At 58.4% G+C, this 18,086-nt stretch carries 16 protein-coding genes and 3 tRNA genes; 14 read left to right on the top strand and 5 right to left on the bottom strand.

What is annotated here, in order from left to right; genetic code table 11:
- Positions 1 to 108 precede the first annotated feature (108 nt).
- The 3 genes from WBG04_RS10845 (at position 109) to WBG04_RS10835 (ending at position 2,880) form a co-directional block, all read left to right on the top strand.
- Complete coding sequence (locus WBG04_RS10845; protein WP_424314449.1) at positions 109 to 1,191, top strand: GNAT family N-acetyltransferase; 1,083 nt, start codon at positions 109 to 111, stop codon at positions 1,189 to 1,191.
- Between the two features lie 91 nt (positions 1,192 to 1,282).
- Entirely contained in the window at positions 1,283 to 2,689 is a 1,407-nt protein-coding gene (locus WBG04_RS10840; RefSeq protein ID WP_424314448.1) for an MBL fold metallo-hydrolase RNA specificity domain-containing protein, read from the top strand.
- 116 nt (positions 2,690 to 2,805) lie between these two features.
- A tRNA-Val gene (locus WBG04_RS10835) sits at positions 2,806 to 2,880 on the top strand.
- A gap of 93 nt (positions 2,881 to 2,973) precedes the next feature.
- On the opposite strand, the gene WBG04_RS10830 is transcribed toward WBG04_RS10835, so the two are convergent.
- The 5 genes from WBG04_RS10830 to WBG04_RS10810 all read right to left on the bottom strand — a co-directional run bounded on the left by WBG04_RS10830 (position 2,974) and on the right by WBG04_RS10810 (position 9,720).
- Complete coding sequence (locus WBG04_RS10830; protein ID WP_424314447.1) at positions 2,974 to 4,359, bottom strand: protein adenylyltransferase SelO; 1,386 nt, start codon at positions 4,357 to 4,359, stop codon at positions 2,974 to 2,976.
- A 117-nt stretch (positions 4,360 to 4,476) separates the two neighbouring features.
- The gene (locus tag WBG04_RS10825; protein WP_424314446.1) at positions 4,477 to 5,295 is read right to left on the bottom strand and encodes an NAD-dependent epimerase/dehydratase family protein; all 819 of its coding nucleotides are present in this window, start codon (positions 5,293 to 5,295) and stop codon (positions 4,477 to 4,479) included.
- A 68-nt stretch (positions 5,296 to 5,363) separates the two neighbouring features.
- A complete protein-coding gene (locus WBG04_RS10820; RefSeq protein ID WP_424314445.1) occupies positions 5,364 to 6,824 on the bottom strand; it encodes a DUF7133 domain-containing protein in 1,461 nt (486 codons plus the stop codon).
- Between the two features lie 47 nt (positions 6,825 to 6,871).
- A complete protein-coding gene (locus tag WBG04_RS10815; protein ID WP_424314444.1) occupies positions 6,872 to 8,380 on the bottom strand; it encodes a c-type cytochrome in 1,509 nt (502 codons plus the stop codon).
- A 62-nt stretch (positions 8,381 to 8,442) separates the two neighbouring features.
- A complete protein-coding gene (locus WBG04_RS10810) occupies positions 8,443 to 9,720 on the bottom strand; it encodes an N-acetylmuramoyl-L-alanine amidase family protein (protein WP_424314443.1) in 1,278 nt (425 codons plus the stop codon).
- Positions 9,721 to 9,798: 78 nt separating this feature from the next.
- Between WBG04_RS10810 and WBG04_RS10805 the strand changes: the two genes are divergently transcribed.
- From WBG04_RS10805 to rpoB, 11 genes are all read left to right on the top strand, one after another.
- The gene (locus tag WBG04_RS10805; protein ID WP_424314442.1) at positions 9,799 to 10,614 is read left to right on the top strand and encodes a TIGR00282 family metallophosphoesterase; all 816 of its coding nucleotides are present in this window, start codon (positions 9,799 to 9,801) and stop codon (positions 10,612 to 10,614) included.
- A gap of 208 nt (positions 10,615 to 10,822) precedes the next feature.
- Positions 10,823 to 10,897 (top strand) — tRNA-Thr (locus WBG04_RS10800).
- 51 nt (positions 10,898 to 10,948) lie between these two features.
- Complete coding sequence (gene tuf, locus WBG04_RS10795) at positions 10,949 to 12,133, top strand: elongation factor Tu (RefSeq protein ID WP_424314441.1); 1,185 nt, start codon at positions 10,949 to 10,951, stop codon at positions 12,131 to 12,133.
- A 119-nt stretch (positions 12,134 to 12,252) separates the two neighbouring features.
- Positions 12,253 to 12,328 (top strand) — tRNA-Trp (locus WBG04_RS10790).
- Between the two features lie 35 nt (positions 12,329 to 12,363).
- The gene (locus WBG04_RS10785) at positions 12,364 to 12,591 is read left to right on the top strand and encodes a preprotein translocase subunit SecE (protein ID WP_424314440.1); all 228 of its coding nucleotides are present in this window, start codon (positions 12,364 to 12,366) and stop codon (positions 12,589 to 12,591) included.
- A gap of 29 nt (positions 12,592 to 12,620) precedes the next feature.
- Entirely contained in the window at positions 12,621 to 13,190 is a 570-nt protein-coding gene (gene nusG / locus WBG04_RS10780) for a transcription termination/antitermination protein NusG (RefSeq protein WP_424314439.1), read from the top strand.
- A 56-nt stretch (positions 13,191 to 13,246) separates the two neighbouring features.
- On the top strand, positions 13,247 to 13,675 hold the full coding sequence (gene rplK, locus WBG04_RS10775; RefSeq protein ID WP_424314438.1) for a 50S ribosomal protein L11: 429 nt from the start codon (positions 13,247 to 13,249) through the stop codon (positions 13,673 to 13,675).
- Positions 13,676 to 13,768: 93 nt separating this feature from the next.
- Entirely contained in the window at positions 13,769 to 14,470 is a 702-nt protein-coding gene (gene rplA / locus WBG04_RS10770; protein WP_424314437.1) for a 50S ribosomal protein L1, read from the top strand.
- Between the two features lie 15 nt (positions 14,471 to 14,485).
- Positions 14,486 to 14,998 carry a 50S ribosomal protein L10 gene (gene rplJ / locus WBG04_RS10765; RefSeq protein WP_424314436.1) on the top strand — a complete coding sequence of 171 codons (513 nt, stop codon included), beginning with the start codon at positions 14,486 to 14,488 and terminating at the stop codon, positions 14,996 to 14,998.
- A 139-nt stretch (positions 14,999 to 15,137) separates the two neighbouring features.
- Entirely contained in the window at positions 15,138 to 15,515 is a 378-nt protein-coding gene (gene rplL, locus WBG04_RS10760) for a 50S ribosomal protein L7/L12 (protein WP_424314435.1), read from the top strand.
- A gap of 205 nt (positions 15,516 to 15,720) precedes the next feature.
- Positions 15,721 to 18,086 (top strand): DNA-directed RNA polymerase subunit beta (rpoB, locus tag WBG04_RS10755; RefSeq protein ID WP_424314434.1); only part of this gene is annotated, 2,366 nt, incomplete at its 3' end.

The following is an 18,086-nucleotide window of genomic DNA, read 5'->3' as shown; positions in this document are numbered from 1 at the left end:
AGTTGATCGGAGGCGGCGGCTGGGTGGGTAGGGAGTCGGCTTGAGCTGAGGGGTAGATCGTTCGTGTCGGGGATTGCACGGACCGAAGCGGGTCGTTAGAAGTCGGGAGTGGCAGCGCAAAGTGATGTCAGGGCGGTTCTTCAATACGTTCCCCAGTTCAAGGGGAAGACCTTTGTCGTGCTTATTGAAGCCGGTCTCCTGCCGGAGCCGGCGGTGGCCGAAACCTTGCTGGATCTGGCGACGCTGGAGAATGTCGGAGTGAAGCTGGTGCTTGGAGTGCTGGGAGGTGACTTGGAGGACCTCTATGACTGGACACTGGAGTGCGAGATCAAGGCCGCACGGCTTTTGATGCCACTCGGTGATCCGGGGGCGGTGAAGGAAGCCAAGGCGATCCTGGCGCGAGGGCAGACGGTGGTGGCGGACGCCTCTTCAAATGATCCGCTGGATCCCCAGGTGGTTGATTTCGCGATTGGGATGGGAGCGGTGAAGTTGATTGCCCTGCTTGAGGAGGCCATCCTGATCGACGGAGAGGCGGTTCCCGCGGTGGCGGCGGTCAATGCCGTGAGTCTTGCCGACTCGGGAACCGTAACCGGTGGCAATCTGTTGAAGTCCGCAGCGGAAGCCTGTCGTCGCGGGGTGCCCCGGGTTCACGTGCTGAATGGCCGACGCCAGGGAGTCCTGGTGGATGAGCTGTTCTCCAACGAAGGGGTGGGAACGATGGTGCACGCGGATGCCTATCAGGAAATTCGTGAACTGCGGGAAGAGGATATCCCGGAGTTGTTAGGGATGATCGGGCGGTCTGTTAGGCGGACGAAACTCGTTCCTCGGAGCTATGAGGACATTCTCGCAAAAGTCGGTGACTACCACGTGATGACAATCGATGACAACGTCGTGGGCTGCGTGGCTTTGCATGAATATGGGGAACAGGAGACTGCAGAGGTCGCTTGCCTTTACGTGAAACTGTCCCACGAGTCGCGTGGCTACGGTGCGGACCTGGTTCGCTACGCCGAGAGGGTCGCCGTCTCGAAAATGATCCGTAGGGTTTTTGCCCTGACGAATCGGTCGGCGGAGTTTTTCCGTGATCGGATGGGCTACACTGAGAAGGGAAAGGAAGTGCTGCCGGATCAGCGCCGAAAGCAGCTTGAGGAGAGCGGAAGGGGATCACTGGTGTTTGAGAAGATTCTGCGTTGATGTCGTGATGCCGCTGACGCTCCCGCCGCGGGAACTCGTTTCTGGGTTGCGTTGAGCAGGGATCGGCCGAGTATCGGAACAAACAAAACCCATGAAACTGAAATTCTGCGGTGCCGCTGGCACAACGACTGGTTCCCAGCATTTGCTGGAGGTGAACGGAAAGAAGATCCTGCTTGATTGCGGACTCTATCAGGGCCGGCGCCAGGATGCCTATCAGGTCAACTGCTGTTTTCCCCACTTTGACCCGCAGGATATCGATGTGGTGGTGCTTTCCCATGCACATATTGATCACAGTGGCAACCTGCCGAATCTCACCAAAAGTGGTTTCGCCGGGAACATTCATGCGACCTTCGCAACGCGGGACCTGTGCACGATCATGCTGGCGGACAGCGCTCATATTCAGGAATACGATGTTCAATGGTTGAACAAGAAACTGGCGAAAGAGAGCAAGCCACCGGTTGAGCCGCTCTATCGGAAAGAAGATGCGGAGCGGTGTCTGAGGCAGTTTGTTTCAATGGGCTACGGGCGCCCGATGCTGATCTCCGACGGGGTCACTCTGACATTTTTCGACGCAGGCCACATTCTTGGCGCCGCGCAGGTGCTTTTGGAGATCGAGGACAGGGAGGATGGAGGGAAGAAAAAACGTTTTCTGTTCTCTGGTGATGTGGGGCGCGGTGATAATGAAATTTTACACGATCCGGTGGCAGTGGAGAACATCGATTTCGTCCTGATGGAATCGACTTATGGTGGTCGCGAACACGAGCTGCCGACCGGTGCTCTGGATGAGGTCGCGGAAGTTCTTGAGCGTTCCCTGAAGCGTGGCGGCAAGGTGCTGATTCCCGCCTTTGCGGTCGAGAGAACCCAGCAGATGCTTTATGTCTTGAATCGTTTGTTCGAGGAGGGTCGTTTGGAGAAGGTTCCGGTCTATGTGGATAGCCCGCTGGCGGTCGGCGCGACCGAGATTTTCCGGCTACATCCGGAATGCTTCAATGAGGAGGTCTACAGCTTTCTCTTCGAGGACAAGAAGGACCCCTTTGTATTCGAAGGGTTGCGGCTTGTTAGAGCTGTCAATGAGTCGAAGAAGCTCAATGAGAAGGATGAGAAGTGCATTATCATCTCGGCCTCAGGTATGTGTGAGGCGGGCCGGATTCGGCACCATTTGAAAAATGGGATCGGAAATCCGAGGAATACGGTTTTCTTCGTCGGTTACTGTGCTGACAACACGCTTGGTCGATTCATTCGCGATGGCAAGGAGGAGGTGAATATCTTTGGCAAGCCGTTCAAAGTGAAGGCAGCCGTTGAGATAGTGGATTCGTTTTCCGGGCATGCGGATCACTCCGAGTTGCTGGATTATTTTGAAGCGATGACCGGTCCGAAGAAGAAGGTCTGGCTGGTGCATGGGGAGTCATCACGGTCGGAGGCACTTTGCGATGCTTTGAGGGAGATCCATGACGGGGAGGTGGAGGTGGCTGAGTTGGGGAAAACGGTGGAGTTTTGAGGGGCCGTGCGGTTGGACAGCCTCCTTGCCCATCTATGGCGCTCGGAAGAGCGCCACTCCGGGCTTGCATGGGGGGCGGGATTTGCCTAATCCCTTCGCCCCGCCATATGGCAAAAGCGCGGTTAGCTCAGTGGTAGAGCACATCGTTCACACCGATGGGGTCACTGGTTCGAACCCAGTACCGCGCACCATTGCTTCGGGTAGCAAGGCTTTCAGGAGCGGGTGGTCGCTCAAATGGCTAGGCCTTGTCCGACGATTATTGAGGCGAGGTAAGGGATGCCTTCTCAGGTGCCGCAAAAGGTGGCGGGGACGATTTGGTCGGGTTCAGGGGTTTGTTCGAACGCTTCGGCGCCAGCTTGCTCGGTGAAGGGTTTCTGAAGGATGGCGTGGAGTTGGTGGAAGGGTTCGAAGTCGTTCTTTTTTCCCGCTACGATGACTTCTTCGATGCGATGGTTGCGGGGGATGAAGATCGGGTTGCTGCGCTGCATCAGGTCGATGTCGATGTCGCCGGAGCCGCGCCACTTGCTCAGCCAGGCTTTGACAGGTTCGGGGTCCTTGAACTGGGTGAGCAGGTTTTCCTCAGGGCCGCTGAGATGGCGGAAGACGAGGGTGAAGTCGGTTTGTTGTTCGGCCATGAGGATGAGGAGCGATTCGATGAGGGCGGGCTCACATCGACCAGGGAGTCCGAGCTTGTTAGAGAACCTTTGCTGGTAGCTGTTTTCAAAGAGTGGGCCGAATTTGTCGAGGGCACCCTTGGCAATCTCGACGGCGGTATCGGTGTTTTCGTGAAGAAGCGGGAGCAGGGCTTCGGCGAGACGGGTGAGATTCCAACGGCCGATGGAAGCTTGGTTGTGGTAGGCGTAGCGGCCGTTCTGATCGATGTATGAGAATTTTTTGGCAGGATCGAATCGGTCCATGAAGGCGCAGGGACCGTAATCGATGGTTTCGCCGGAGAGGCTCATGTTGTCGGTATTCATGACGCCGTGGATGAATCCGAGGGACATCCAGTGGGCGATGAGGGAGGCTTGTCTGGCGATGACGTTTTCGAGGAGTTCGAGGGCGGTCTTTGATTCGGGATAGTGACGGGCGAGGGTGTAGTTGACGAGCGCTTCGAGGCTCTCGTGGTCCTGGCGCGCGGCGAAGTACTGGACGGTGCCGATGCGGAGGTGGGAACTGGCGACGCGGGTAAAGATGCCGCCGGGTTCGATTTCCTCGCGGACGACATTTTCGCCACTGAGGACGGCGGCGAGGGCGCGGGTCGTGGGGACGCCGAGGGCGGCCATGGCTTCGGAAACGAGGTACTCGCGGAGCACGGGTCCGAGCGCGGAGCGGCCATCACCGCGGCGCGAGAAGGGGGTGAGTCCGGAGCCTTTGAGCTGGATGTCCTTGCCGGCGACTTCGCCGAGGAGGATCGCGCGGCCGTCGCCGAGCTGGGGGGAGAAGCCGCCGAACTGGTGGCCGGAGTAGGCCATGGCGAGGGGTTCGGCTCCGGTGGGGACTTCGTTGCCTGAGAGGATTTCCAGAGTGAGCTCGGCGGGATCGATGCCCATTTGTGAGGCGAGCTGGCTGTTGAGCGCGATCAGTTGCGGGGCTCGAACCGGAGTGGGATCGACTTTCTCGAAGAAGGTCCCAGGGAGCCTGGCGTAGGTGTTTTGGAAAGGGATCGGCATCAGTTTGGAGCGGAGGCTAAGGACGCTGCGGATGATGTCAAAGAAGCGTCGATGGGAAGTTCGGCGTGTGGACAGCGTCAGCAGGCTGCACGCAGTCCACGGCCTGCGGCTTCCCCATCAAAGGGTCGCAGCGATCTCCTTGGCTGCGCCGAGGAAGGAGGGATGGCGTGGCGTCCAGCCGCTTTGGCGGAGTTTGGAATTGTCGACCTGTTTGTGGGTCCAGCCACGTTTGCGATTGAGGTCGCGGGGGGCGGAGGGTGGCATGGGTTTGGCGAACATTTCCGCGAGGCCGGCGTAGGTGTCGAGCTGGCTGGTGGGATGCGAGTCACTGACGTTCCAGATACCTGGTCCGCAGTAGCCGAGGGCAGCTTGAAGGACGGCGCGTGCGGCGTCGTCGCGGTGGATCTGATTGAGGATGCGCTGACCGTCTTCTTCGAGGGTGGCGTCGCCAGCGAGGAACTTCCTGAGGATCACGCTACGATGGGGACCGTAGATGCCGGATAGCCGGAAGACGATGCCTTCGTGGTTGAGCACGACCTTTTCGGCGGCGCGGAGTATCCTGCCGGTTTCGCGGTCGGGTTCGGCGGGGCTTTCCTCGGTGACAGCGGCGCCATCGGTCTGGGGGTAGACGGAGGTGGAGGAGGTGAAGAGCATCGGGACGCCGTGGAAGACGTCGATGAGGTGGCTGCAGCCATCGAGATAGACCGCGCGGTAGGCCTCTTCGCCGCCGCGGCCCGAAGCGGCGCAGTGGACGATGAAGTCGGGAGCGGTCACGGATTTTTCGAGAGCTGCCACGGAGTCCTGCGAGGAAAGATCGCAGGCCTGATCGGCGCCTTCGCCCGACTTTGAAAGGGTGGTGACTTTCCAGCCTGCGTCGAGGAACTCGCGGGAGATGGCTTGGCCGAGGTAGCCGTGGCCGCAAAGGAGAAGATGCATGAAGTGCCGAGTGATCAGTTAGCAGTGCTCAGTGAAAGTCAAAAATGCATGGGATGACGCCAGCAAGGTCATTTAGGGATCTCGTTGAGCGTGTAGTAGGCGGTCGGATGCCAGAGCTGCTCGCCGGTGGAGGATCTGACGCTTTTGGCATCGAGTTGGTGGACGTGACCTTGAACCATTCCTTCGATGGTCAGACGGACCCGGGTCTTGTCGGGAGAGACGACGGCGGCCGTGACTTTCGGGGTCGTCTTGTCGACTTCGGGCGAACCGTAGCCGCTCTGATAGATGTAGGTCCAGGAGGCCATCGAGTAGGAGTCGGGATCGCTGGCGGTGTCTGGATCGACTGGCTCGGTAAAGGTGAGCTCGAAGCCATCGGGTCGTGCGGTGATGGTGTGGATTTCAAAGGGAACGGTGCCGGTCCAGCGGACGCGTTCGAAGGTGAATGTCTTGGATCCGCGCGATGCCCAGCCCCGGTTGGTGCCACCGGCGAAGAGGGTGCCGTCGTCGGCAAGTCGAATCGGAACGAGGCCGGATTCGAAGTCTTCGAGGAAGAGGAAGACGGCGCCTTGATAGATGCCGTTGACTTGTTCGAGGCAGACGCGCTGGACCTGGGAGTGGGTCTGCTCCCCGACGAAAACCTGGCCGGCGAAGGGGCCGAATTTGCCCTTCGTCTGATCGGTGATGATTCCGGTGGGCGACTGCCCCACCTTGCCGTGGGGGAAGACGACGGCTGGCGGGATCAGTTCGGGAAACTTCTTCCGCTCGGTCAGGATCCTTGAGCCGCTTTCCGGATTGGGTGGTTCGGGGAGGTCGGCAAGTTTGTGGTATTTGTTTCCGGTCGGGTTGCCTTGGAATGATCCGGGCTTGAGCCACTTGAGGGACGATGATCCATTCCAGAGTCCTTGGTTGTCCGTATAGAAGGCGTCCCCTTGCGCGTTGAAGCCGATGCCACCTGGCGAACGGATGCCTGAGCAGGTGGGGATGGTTTTTCCCTCCGGAGTGATGCGCATGCTCCATCCACGCCAGTCGGCTTTGGCGTTTGCGGAACCCGTCAGGCACAGGACGTTCCAGACGTTGCCATCCTTGTCGGGGTCGGAGCCGAAGTTGTATTCGTGGTAATCGCCACTGAGGCCCCAGCCTGAGCTGATGGTTTCGAACTGGTCGCCCCGGCCATCGCCATCGGTATCGGTGATGCGGGTGAACTCAGGGCGCTGATGAACCCACAGCGAGTCATCCTTCCAGAACATGCCGAGCGGTTCGTGGAGGTTTTCGGCGAACTTGCTCCAGGTCACTCTGGAGAGGTCATCGGCATAGGCGCCTTCGCAGATCCAGAGGTCGCCCCGGCGGGTGGTGACGGCAACTTTTTGATCGGGCATGAGGGCGATGGAGCCGATTTCCATGACTTCGTTCTCAGGAAGCGGGATCTCTTCGCGGAGGTAGTAGTCGGATTGCTGCCCGGCTTGAGCGGAGCTGGCGATGGCAATGAGGAGGAAACCGCGAATGGACGCGAACGGACGCGAATATTTCATGCGGAAATGGGCTCCGGGTTGAGATGCATTGCCTGGTGATTTGAGCTTCATTTCCAGGTGTAGGTGAGGGTGGTGGGCGCGCCGGGAGTGAGTTTGAGATAGGTCTTCCCGTCACGGGTCTCGATGGTGGCATGCTCGGTGGTGAGCGTCATCGATGGGCCGAATTGATAGATTTGGTCGTCGATGAGTTGGATCGCCTGCTGATCTGAGATGAGAATTTCGATGGGCTGGCCTTGTCCTGAAGCGCTGAGGACGCGGATCAGTTCGTCATCGCCGGCTTGGAAGTGGTCGCTTACTGTTAGATCCGCGATGGTGACAAGGAATGTGGGGTTTCCCTGCGGATCGAGGCGGTATCCCCGGAAGCTGGCGGCCTGGGGAAAGGCCGGGCTCTTGCTTGTATTGACGAGTTGGTTTCCTGCGGGTTTTTGGGCACCTTGGCCACGATTGATCCAATGGCGCGCCCCGTCCATGAACTTCCCGGTCCAGAGGAGTTCGGGGGCGAGATGATCGGCGCTGTAGGCGAAATTGATGCCGCCGGGTAGGCCGATCCCGATGGCGCGAGGTGTGGTGCCGGCGATGAAGTTGCGGTAGATGGTGGCGCGGTCTTTGGTCGGAGCGATCGGGATCGAGACCTCTTCCGGCGTCTTTTTGCTGAGTGAAACATCGGAAAGTTCGTTCCATGCGTCGCTTGCCGCTTCCTTCCAGGAAATGGCGATCCCTTCTTCGCCGGTAAATTCGTAGTATTCGATCCGGATCGGGTGAGGTCCTTTCTTCAGGCGGAGTTTGGCTGCCTGAGTGCGACCGCCACCGATCGGCCCGGTGCCGTGGACTTCCAGCATGATTTTGCCGTCGAGGAGCAGGCGTCCGCCATCGTCGCAGGCGAAGCGAAAGATGTAGTCGCTGGTCTTGGGTGCGATGAAGTCGGCTTCCCAGACGATGCCGAAATGGTCTTTCCGCTCGGTCTTGCGGAGGCTGATGATGCCGTCGTGTTCTTCCTCGACGGCCACCGGTTCAAGCTTCGAGAAGTCGGGCAGTTTTTTCCAAGTGCCGTGGTAGTGGGTGGAGATCAGGTTTTTGAGAACGCTCTGGGCTTTGGGTAGGGGATGCAGCTTGAGGAGTTCCTTTTGGGTCCACATTTCACTGCGCTCGGCGGTAGCGGTGCGGATCGCTTTGACTTGTTCAGGGGTCACTTTGGCAGCGTCGTTCCCCCACGAACTGCGAACGAAGCTGAGAATCGCGGCGATCTGATCGTCCGGCAGCACGGTGCCTTGGGGAGGCATCACCAAATTGTAAGGCTTGCCGGCGACATCGATCGGACCCTGGAGGCCATGAAGCACGATCTTGATGGCGCGGTCGGGTGGACCAGCGACCCACTCACTTCCTGCTAGAGGCGGGAACAGACCACCGGTTGCGCCTTTTCCATCGGTCGCATGGCAGGCGGAACAGTAGGTCGCGTAGAGCTGGCCACCGTCCTGGGCGTGGATCCCGCCCGCGAGGCAAGTTACGAAAAACAAGGTCGCTCGCAAAAGGCGAAAGGGAGGCTGCGTGGGTTTCATACGATGGGCAGTGGCGATCCATGACGCCGAATAATGTCATTTGGTCTGACGAAATACGTCGATCATCTGGCTCGTTCTTTCCGATAATAGTCTTCAAGGCCCGCCGCCACGGCCACGGCATACTCTTGGAAGATCGATGAGCGCTTCTTTCCTGCCACCTCCCGAAGGCCTTCGTAGTCTCCTGCCTGAATGCGGGCGTGATCCTCGACCGAGTTCATGACGTAGGGTTCGAGAAACACCACCGGGCAGCGATAGAGCCTATTGGCGAGGAGGTTGCGCGCCCAAAGGTAGGGGTTGCCGGCGATGTTGACGGCGCGCGACGAGTTCGATTCGTAGAGATAGGGGGGGAGTTGGGTTTGCTCGACGAAGGCGCTGGCGATGCTTTCAGCGAGGGCGGCTTCCTCCGGATGGATGCGCTCGACGATCTTGCGCAAAATTTCGAGGCGTTGATCTGCGAGTTCGACTTCTCCTCGTGTGTAGGCACCATTGAGAAGGAGGTGGAAATGGTTGCCTGGCACGAGTCGAGGGACCGTCGGGTCGCCCCACGACTCGGCATTGAAGTGGAGGCAAAGGACGAGATCGGGCTTGAGCTCTTGGTTGACCTTGTCGGCGCGGGCGCGAATCTCGGCGGTGCGGTAAAAAAGGCGCTCTGCCAGTCGTTGCGGCGATTCGGGATTGCTGGCACGTGCCTCATCCAGCAATGACTCCGGGCGATAAGCGGTGACTGGTTCGTTTTCCGTACGCAGCAGGGAAACCTCAGCGCCCAACTTCTCCAGCTTGGGCTTGAGTAACTCGGCAACCTGCAGCGTCATGTTGCCTTCTCTAACAGGTTCGCCGTCACCCACCTGAAACCAGCGTTCTTCGACCTTCGCCCAGCGACCTCCAATGTGGCCGGGATCGATGGCGATCCTCAATCCCTTGAGGGGTTGGTCGGCTGGAGCAGGTTCCAATTCGGAGGCGGGGCGCCAATAGCGCGGCCCGATCATCGCTTCGCGAGTATTGGCAAAACGGAGCCGGTAGGGATTGTCAGGATCGCCGGTCTTCACCTCGACCGAGTCCTCGCCGACGATGAACCAGTCGCGCCAATCAGCTGAAACGGTGAAAACCGAATCCATCATGGTGATGAACTCCTCACGGCTGACGGTTTCCTGCCATGGGTCGAGATCGGACCAATCGGGCAGCGGTGCGAGGTCCGAGAGTCTCGGTGCCGGGGCCAAGGGAGCTTGCTCAGTCTGAGGGGGTGGGTCTTCTATTGTCTGAGGCTGGCTTCGCCACAAGTAGAAGGCTGCCAAACCCACGAGAAGGGCGATCGATAGCGGAATGGTGGTGCGTGGGTTCATCGCTGAGAATTTTGCTTGGCGGCGCGGACGCTGGCGGTTGCGATGGTGAAGCGAACTACTATGGAATCTTTGCGTATCATGTTTCTCGGAGACGTCGTCGGTGAACCGGGACGTAAGGCGGTGATTGGGCAGTTGGCGAGCCTACGCAAGGAACTCAAGCTGGATTTCATCATCGTCAATGGCGAGAACGCCGCCGGCGGGCGTGGCATTACGCCGAAGATCACGATCGATCTGCTGCGGGCAGGTGCCGCAGTGGTGACGACGGGGGATCACGTCTGGGACCAGCAGGATATCGTCGACTATTTTCCAACTGAACCTCGTTTGCTTCGTCCGATCAACTATCCGGAGGGAACGCCCGGAGAAGGCTGGGTGGTGCTCGAAACCGCGAAGGGAAAGATCGCGGTCATGCAGGCGCAGGGTCGCTCCTTCATCCAACCACCATTGGAGAACCCATTTATCATCGTCGAAGCGCAGATTGAAAAGCTGCGGAGCGAGGGCATCCGGATGATCTTTCTGGATTTCCACGCCGAAACTACCAGTGAGAAGATTGCGATGGGCTGGGCTCTTGATGGCAAGGCCTCCATGGTGGTTGGAACCCATACCCACGTTCAGACTGCTGATGAGAGGATCCTGCCGCAGGGAACGGGCTGCCTCACGGATGCCGGGATGTGTGGGCCGGAGCACTCGGTGCTTGGTCGAACACCCGAGTCGGTGGTTTGGCGTTTTCGGACAGGGATGCCGACCCGCTTTCCCGTCGCCAGGGGAGTCGTCCGTCTTTGCGGGGTGGTGGCGGATCTCGACCCGGAAAGCGGACGCTGCCTGTCGATCGAGCGAGTGAATCGGTTGATCGAGCCGCAGGACGGGGCGGAAGGGGGCTCCGAAGGGGTTTCCTGAGTCCGCGCAACCCCTGATTTCCCTAGGAAAATCAAGGGCTGTCGAGAAATCTTCTTTCCTTTCAGATTTTTTTTGACAGGGTGGGCGGCTTTGTTAAGTTCCGCCCGCTTTTCCCGGGGGCTTTCCGAGATTTCGCATCGATTTTCCGATTCTCGGCAGGTGGTGTGTTTCTCCAACGGTTCTCGGGAATGGTGTCTATAGCCGTCTCGCTTGTGTAGCTCAGGGGTAGAGCACACCCTTGGTAAGGGTGAGGTCGGGGGTTCAATTCCCCCCACAAGCTCCAGCGGAAATAGTCACCGAAGCGAACCAGTCCAAAGCGAACAATCAATCAATCATGGCCAAAGAAGCATTCCAGCGGAACAAACCCCACGTAAACGTCGGCACAATCGGCCACGTTGACCACGGCAAGACCACTCTCACAGCAGCAATCACCAACACCCTCGCAGAGACGGGTGGTGCGGTGGCCAAAGCATACGCAGACATCGACGCCGCTCCCGAGGAGCGTGAGCGCGGTATCACCATTTCGACCGCACACGTCGAGTATGAGACCGCCAATCGTCACTACGCCCACGTCGACTGCCCGGGTCACGCCGACTACGTGAAGAACATGATCACCGGCGCCGCTCAAATGGACGGTGGTATCCTCGTTGTTTCGGCAGCGGACGGACCCATGCCTCAGACTCGTGAGCACATCCTGCTTGCCCGTCAGGTGGGTGTTCCCGCTCTCGTGGTGTTCATGAACAAGGTCGACATGGTCGACGACGAAGAGCTCCTCGAGCTCGTCGAAATGGAAATTCGTGACCTCCTTTCCACCTACGAATTCCCAGGTGATGACATTCCGATCGTTCGCGGTTCCGCTCTCAAGGCCCTTGAAGGCGATGCGGATCAAAAGGCGAACATCCTCAAGCTCATGGAAGCAGTGGATACCTACATCCCCGAGCCCGAGCGTCCGGTTGACAAGCCATTCCTCATGCCTGTGGAAGATGTGTTCTCGATCGAAGGTCGTGGCACCGTCTGCACCGGTCGTGTTGAGCGCGGAATCGTCAAGAAGATGGAGGAAGTTGAAATCGTTGGTATCCGCGACACGCAGAAGACCACCGTCACCGACATCGAAATGTTCCGCAAGCTGCTCGACGAAGGTCGTGCCGGCGACAATGTGGGTCTCCTCATCCGTGGTCTCAAGAAGGACGACGTCGAGCGTGGCCAGGTCATCGTCAAGCCGGGTTCCGTCAAGGCGCACACCAAGTTCAAGGGCGAGATCTACGTTCTCTCCAAGGATGAAGGTGGTCGTCACACCCCGTTCTTCTCGAACTACCGCCCGCAGTTCTACTTCCGCACGACCGATGTGACCGGATCCATCAAACTTCCCGACGGTGTCGAGATGGTGATGCCCGGTGACAACGTCAATCTGGAAGTCGAACTCATCAACCCGATCGCGATGGAGCAGACCATGCGCTTCGCGATTCGCGAAGGTGGTCGCACCGTCGGTGCCGGTCGTGTGGGTGAAATTCTTGACTAATCCTCATTCGGGGGTTGACTCTGGCGCTCTGCCGCCCGATTCGAATCCCGAAGGTTTTCGGGGCACTCTGGTAATTTTACCGGAGTGCCCCGCCATCGCCTCATCGTAGCAACAATCAAACGGAAGTAGCTCAATTGGTAGAGTAGCGGTTTCCAAAACCGTTGGTTGTGGGTTCGAGTCCCTCCTTCCGTGCCATCTCTCCCAGTCGTCGACGTCCCTTTTTCCCAACCATGTTTACAAAAGTCTCCCGCTTCATCGGTGAAGTGAAGGGCGAACTCCGCAAGGCCAACTGGCCGTGGGAGTCCGACCCAAAGATCAAGGGCATCAAGAAATACAAGGAACTCGTTGATTCGACGGTTGTTGTGCTGATTGCAACCGTTCTGCTCGCAGGATTCGTGTCCTTCTGGGATTTCTTCCTCGTTCAGATCGTCTTTTTCCTTACCAAAATCGGGAGCTGAACACCGATTTCTCAAACCTTCTCAATTCCATGCCCGTCATTCCGCCGCCAGAAAAACAATGGTATGTGGTCCACGTCCTCTCCGGTCAGGAGAACAAGGTTCGTGACCGCATTTACCGCAATGCCGAGGCCGAAGATCTGAGCAAGTACATCTTCGAGGTCCTCGTTCCGATGGAAATGGTCTCCGAGATCCGTGGTGGCAAGAAAACCGAGACCAAGAAGAAATTCTTCCCCGGTTACATCATCATCAACATGAATCTCCTCACGGAAGACAACCAGCTTCAAGAAGAAGCGTGGTATTTCATCAAGGAGATGGATGGCGTCATTGGCTTCGCCGGCACCAAGGATCGTCCGATCCCGATGCGGCAGAAAGAGGTCGACGCGATGCTTTCACAGATCGCCGAGCGCGAGGACAGCGTCCGTCCGGCCATCAGTTTCGAAGTTGGAGATATCGTCAAAGTCGCCGACGGCCCGTTTCAGAGCCAGGACGGCGTGGTCGAGGAGATCGACCCCGAAAAGGGCAAGCTCCGGGTTTCCGTCACCATTTTTGGCCGCTCCACTCCGGTTGAACTCGAATATTGGCAGGTTGAGCGAGGCTGAAGCCGATTGCCCTGCATTTCACCATTTTCACAACATCATCTTAATCACTCAAAACCATGGCCAAGGAAGTAACTAACGTCATCAAGCTCCAGATCCAAGCGGGCGCCGCCAATCCATCGCCACCCGTTGGTCCTGCGCTCGGTCAGGCCGGCGTCAATATCATGGGCTTCTGCAAGGAGTTCAACGCCGCCACTCAAAGCCAGGCAGGAGAAGTGCTTCCCTGCGTGATCTCAGTCTACAAGGACAAGAGCTTTACCTTCATCACCAAGAAGCCACCAGCTGCGAACCTCCTCAAAAAGGCGGCAGGCATTGCTTCCGGCTCAGGCGAACCGAACAAGAAAAAGATCGGCACGATCTCCAAGGCCAAGCTCATGGAAGTGGTCGAAATCAAGATGCCCGACCTCAACACCAGCGATCCCGAGGCCGCCGCGCGCATCCTCGCCGGCACCGCCCGTCAGATGGGGCTGGAGATCGAAGGCATGTAAATCAATTTCCGACATCCGCTCCGGCGGCTGTCGATCGAAAACCGCAGGAGGGTTCTGCTCAAGCTGAGTCCGTCCGCACTGCAAACTAACACAATGGCTAAAAACAGAAGCAAACGCTACAAGAAGGCTGTCGAACTCGTCGAGGCAGGCAAGTCCTATGGGCTGGAGGAGGCTTTTGGTACCCTGAAGAAATTCCCGGCACCGAAGTTCGATCCCACCGTCACCGTATCCTTCCACCTCGGTGTGGATCCACGCAAGAGCGACCAAATGGTCCGCGGTTCCGTCTCGCTGCCACACGGCACGGGTAAGAATGTCCGCGTTGCGGTCTTCGCCGCTGGAGCTGCTGCCGAAGCTGCCACCGCAGCAGGTGCCGAGCACGTCGGATACGAAGACCTGATCAAGAAGGTCCAGGGTGGATTCACCGACTTTGATGTCGCCATCGCAACTCCGGAAGCGATGACCGAAGTTCGTAAAATCGCACGTGTTCTCGGTCCCCGTGGCCTGATGCCCAACCCGAAGACCGGCACTGTGACCGACGATACTGCAAAGGCAGTGGGCGAGGTGAAGGCAGGTCGTGTCGACTACAAGCTCGACAAGAACGGCAATGTCTCCGGTTCGATCGGCAAGGCTTCCTTCAAGGACGAAGCTCTTGCGGAAAACGCCTCCGCCTTTATCGACAGCGTCAAGCGCGCCAAACCTGCCTCGGCCAAGGGCAACTACATTCGCAGTGTGACTGTCGCTGCGTCCATGTGCCCGGGTCTTCCCCTGGAGTCTTCCCTTTTCACCATCGCTTAAACCACCTGATCCGACATGAATCCTGATAAGAAAATCATCATTGATGACTTGCTCGAGCGGGTGAACGGTTCGCCGTTCCTGCTGGTGGTCGAATACACCGGCATGACGGTTCCCGAGTTCTCCGAACTCCGCACCCGCCTTTCTGCCAGTGGAGCCGAATGCCACGTTGCCAAGAACACCTACATGAAGAAAGCCCTCGCCGAAGCGGGATTGCCCGACACGGGTGACCAGCTCACCGGGCAGACCGCTTTCGTGACGGGTGCCGAAGACGTCGCTGGAGCCGCCAAGGTCCTCAAATCCTTTGAAAAGGAGTTCAAGAAGCCTAGCATCAAGCTCGGCATCCTCGATGGAGCGATCCTCGATGAAGCGCAGGTCAAGGCCATCGCCGAACTTCCTTCCCGCGAAGTCATGCTGGCCATGCTTCTGGGCACGATCAACGCGCCTGCAAGCCAACTGGTCCGCACCCTCAACGAACCTGGATCCTCGCTCGCGCGGGTGCTTCAGGCGAAATTCAACCCCGCAGGCTGAATCAAACAAATCTGAACGGATAGTGGCGGCTCTCCCGCTGTCACTTGAACACACAATGGTTCCTCTTCGGTCCCTGAAGCTTCAGGGCTGAAATATCCGGCGGCTGCCGGGTGCGAAGACACCGCAACGGAGAAATAAAATGGCTGATATTGCAAAAATTGCTGAAGAACTGGGCAAGCTTACCGTCTTGGAAGCTGCTGAACTGGTAAAACAACTGGAAGAAGAGTGGGGCGTTTCCGCCGCTGCTCCTGTCGCTGCTGCTGCTGCTGGCCCTGCCGCACCTGCAGAAGCTGCTGAAGAAAAAACCGAATTCGACGTCGTTCTGACGGAGGGTGGAGCAAACAAAATCGCCTCGATTAAGGCGGTGCGTGAGGTCTCCCCTGGACTCGGACTTGCTGATGCCAAGAAGTTGGTTGAAAGCGCTCCAGCCACCATCCTCGAAGGCGCTCCCAAGGAGGCCGCAGAGGCTGCCAAGAAGAAGCTCGAAGAGGCCGGCGCCAAAGTCGAACTCAAGTAAGCCCAAGTGGTTTTCAGATTTCGGGAGCGTTTCAATCCGAAGCGCTCCCGGAGTCGCCACCGGCACCGGCGGAAGCCGCCGAGACTTGTCTCGACCGTTTCCGCCGATCCCGGAATTTCCATCCATCTCCTGTTAATTCGTTTTCGCCCGGCCGTTCCACGACCGGGCTCAACCCGCACTCCGCATCCGCACCACACCAGACACCATGGCCGACCGTCTCCAATTCGGGAAAATCGAGGAAGTCATTGAGGCTCCCAACCTCATCGAAGTTCAAAGCCGTTCCTACGAGGATTTCCTTCAGAAGGAAGTCTCCGCCGGCGACCGCAGCGACTCCGGCCTTCAGGCCGTTTTCCGCGAAGTCTTCCCAATCAAAAGCTACGATGAAGCAATCGAACTCGACTTCGTTGCCTACGACATCGAAGAGCCGAAAATCACTTCGCTCGGCTCCCTCCGCAATGGCGAGAGTTTCTCTGCCGCTCTCTACGTCACCTTCAAACTGAAGGACGAGACGGGTGTGAAAAAGGAGCGCGTCTACATGGGCGAGCTTCCCATGATGACCCGTCGCGGTACTTTCATCATCAATGGTGCCGAGCGCGTCATCGTCTCCCAGCTCCACCGTTCACCCGGTATCTGCTTCGAGACCTCCCAGCACCTCAACGGCAAGACCCTGCACTCGTTCCGGATCATTCCCGATCGCGGATCATGGCTTGAAGTGCAGTTCGACACGAACGATTTGCTTTATGTCTACCTCGACCGCCGTCGTCGCCGGCGCAAGTTCCTCGCCACGACCTTCCTGCGTGCGATGGGCTACCCGACGGACCGCGATATCGTCACTCATTTCTACACTGTCGAGAAGCTCAAGCTCTCGGAGAAGGCGGATGAGACGGAACTCGGACACAAGGTGCCTTTCGAAGACGTACTCGACGGCGAGCTTGTCGTCTCCAAGGCCTACGAGCCTTTGACCCTTGGTATCGTCAAGCAACTCATCGCCCTTGGCCACAAAAGCATCGAAGTCATCGACGGCCGTGAGGACGAAATCCTTCTCAAGTCGCTCCGCAAGGACCCGGCTCACGACGAAGACAGCGCCCTCAAGGACATCTACCGCAAGCTGCGCCCAGGTGATCCTCCGACCGCTGCCAACGCCCGCGCCCTCCTCAAGCGTCTCTTCTTCGATCCGAAGAAGTACGATCTGACCCGCGTCGGCCGCTACAAGATCAACAGCAAGCTCGAAAGCAAGGTCGATGCCGACCAGCGCATCATGGTTCCCGAGGACTTCCTCGGTGCGGTGAAGTATCTTCTCCGCCTGAAGAAAGGTGAGGGGGTCATCGATGACATTGACCACCTTGGTTCACGCCGCGTGCGTGCCGTCGGTGAGTTGCTCGCCAACCAGTGCCGCGTCGGCCTCGCCCGCACCGAGCGCTTGGTCAAAGAGCGCATGACTTTGTTCGACGTGAACATCGAAGGCATGACGCCGCAGAAGCTCATCAACCCGAAGGCGCTGAGTGCCGTGGTGCGTGACTTCTTCGGTCGTTCGCAGCTTTCGCAGTTCATGGACCAGACCAACCCGCTTGCCGAGTTGACGCACAAACGTCGTCTTTCGGCCCTCGGCCCGGGTGGTCTGAACCGCGACCGTGCCGGCTTCGAAGTTCGGGACGTACATCCTTCGCACTACGGACGCATCTGTCCGATTGAAACTCCGGAAGGACCGAACATCGGTCTGATCAACTCGATGTGCACCTACGCGCGCATCAACGAGTTCGGCTTCATCGAAACGCCATACCGTCAGGTCAAGAGCGGCAAGGTCAGCAACGAGATCGAATATCTCACCGCCGACCAGGAGGAAAAATTCCTCATCGCACAGGCGAACAATCCGATCGACAAGTCCGGCAAATTCCTCAACGAAAAGGTCACGGCCCGTGAAGCGGGTGGTGAGTTTATCGAAGTGGGTCCGGCCGACGTCGACTACATGGACGTTTCTCCGAAGCAGCTCGTTTCCGTGGCTGCGGGTCTGATTCCATTCCTTGAGCACGATGACGCCAACCGTGCGCTCATGGGATCGAACATGCAGCGCCAGGGTGTGCCGCTACTCGTTTCCGAGTCGCCGTTCGTCGGCACCGGCCTCGAAGGCAAGACGGCTCGCGACTCGCGCTCTGTCGTGGTCTCCGAAGGTGACGGCATCGTCGCCGCTGCCACTGCTGAAGTCATCATCACCACTCCCGACGGCAGCATGCCGGTGGCGGACGAGAAGTTCCTTTCCGACCCCGAGTCGGTGAAGACCAACATTGACAAGGGCATTCTGACCTACCCTCTGCGGAAGTTCATGCGTTCCAATGCGGGCACCTGCATCAACCAGAAGCCGATCGTCAAGAAGGGCGACAAGATCAAGAAAGGTGACGTTCTTGCCGATGGCCCGAACACCCAGGACGGCGAACTCGCGCTTGGGCGCAACGTGCTCGTCGCATTCATGCCATGGAACGGCTACAACTTCGAGGATGCCATCGTCATCTCCGAGCGGGTGGTGAAAGAGGATGTCTACACCTCGATCCACATCTCCGAATTCGAAGTCGCCGC

Origin of the sequence: Haloferula sp. (assembly GCF_049672945.1) — a bacterium.
Lineage (GTDB): Bacteria > Verrucomicrobiota > Verrucomicrobiia > Verrucomicrobiales > Akkermansiaceae > Haloferula.
The sequence above is the reverse complement of the archived record's forward strand: the minus strand, read 5'-3'. Positions and strand labels throughout refer to the sequence as shown.

Bases quoted from the DNA above. Each gene is read 5' to 3' on its own strand.
- WBG04_RS10840 (WP_424314448.1), top strand. From the start codon at position 1,283: ATGAAACTGAAATTCTGCGGTGCCGCTGGCACAACGACTGGTTCCCAG.
- WBG04_RS10810 (WP_424314443.1), bottom strand. From the start codon at position 9,720: ATGAACCCACGCACCACCATTCCGCTATCGATCGCCCTTCTCGTGGGT.
- WBG04_RS10820 (WP_424314445.1), bottom strand. From the start codon at position 6,824: ATGAAATATTCGCGTCCGTTCGCGTCCATTCGCGGTTTCCTCCTCATT.
- rplJ (WP_424314436.1), top strand. From the start codon at position 14,486: ATGAATCCTGATAAGAAAATCATCATTGATGACTTGCTCGAGCGGGTG.
- tuf (WP_424314441.1), top strand. From the start codon at position 10,949: ATGGCCAAAGAAGCATTCCAGCGGAACAAACCCCACGTAAACGTCGGC.
- WBG04_RS10825 (WP_424314446.1), bottom strand. From the start codon at position 5,295: ATGCATCTTCTCCTTTGCGGCCACGGCTACCTCGGCCAAGCCATCTCC.
- WBG04_RS10785 (WP_424314440.1), top strand. From the start codon at position 12,364: ATGTTTACAAAAGTCTCCCGCTTCATCGGTGAAGTGAAGGGCGAACTC.
- WBG04_RS10805 (WP_424314442.1), top strand. From the start codon at position 9,799: ATGTTTCTCGGAGACGTCGTCGGTGAACCGGGACGTAAGGCGGTGATT.
- WBG04_RS10830 (WP_424314447.1), bottom strand. From the start codon at position 4,359: ATGCCGATCCCTTTCCAAAACACCTACGCCAGGCTCCCTGGGACCTTC.
- rplA (WP_424314437.1), top strand. From the start codon at position 13,769: ATGGCTAAAAACAGAAGCAAACGCTACAAGAAGGCTGTCGAACTCGTC.
- rplK (WP_424314438.1), top strand. From the start codon at position 13,247: ATGGCCAAGGAAGTAACTAACGTCATCAAGCTCCAGATCCAAGCGGGC.
- nusG (WP_424314439.1), top strand. From the start codon at position 12,621: ATGCCCGTCATTCCGCCGCCAGAAAAACAATGGTATGTGGTCCACGTC.
- rplL (WP_424314435.1), top strand. From the start codon at position 15,138: ATGGCTGATATTGCAAAAATTGCTGAAGAACTGGGCAAGCTTACCGTC.
- WBG04_RS10815 (WP_424314444.1), bottom strand. From the start codon at position 8,380: ATGAAACCCACGCAGCCTCCCTTTCGCCTTTTGCGAGCGACCTTGTTT.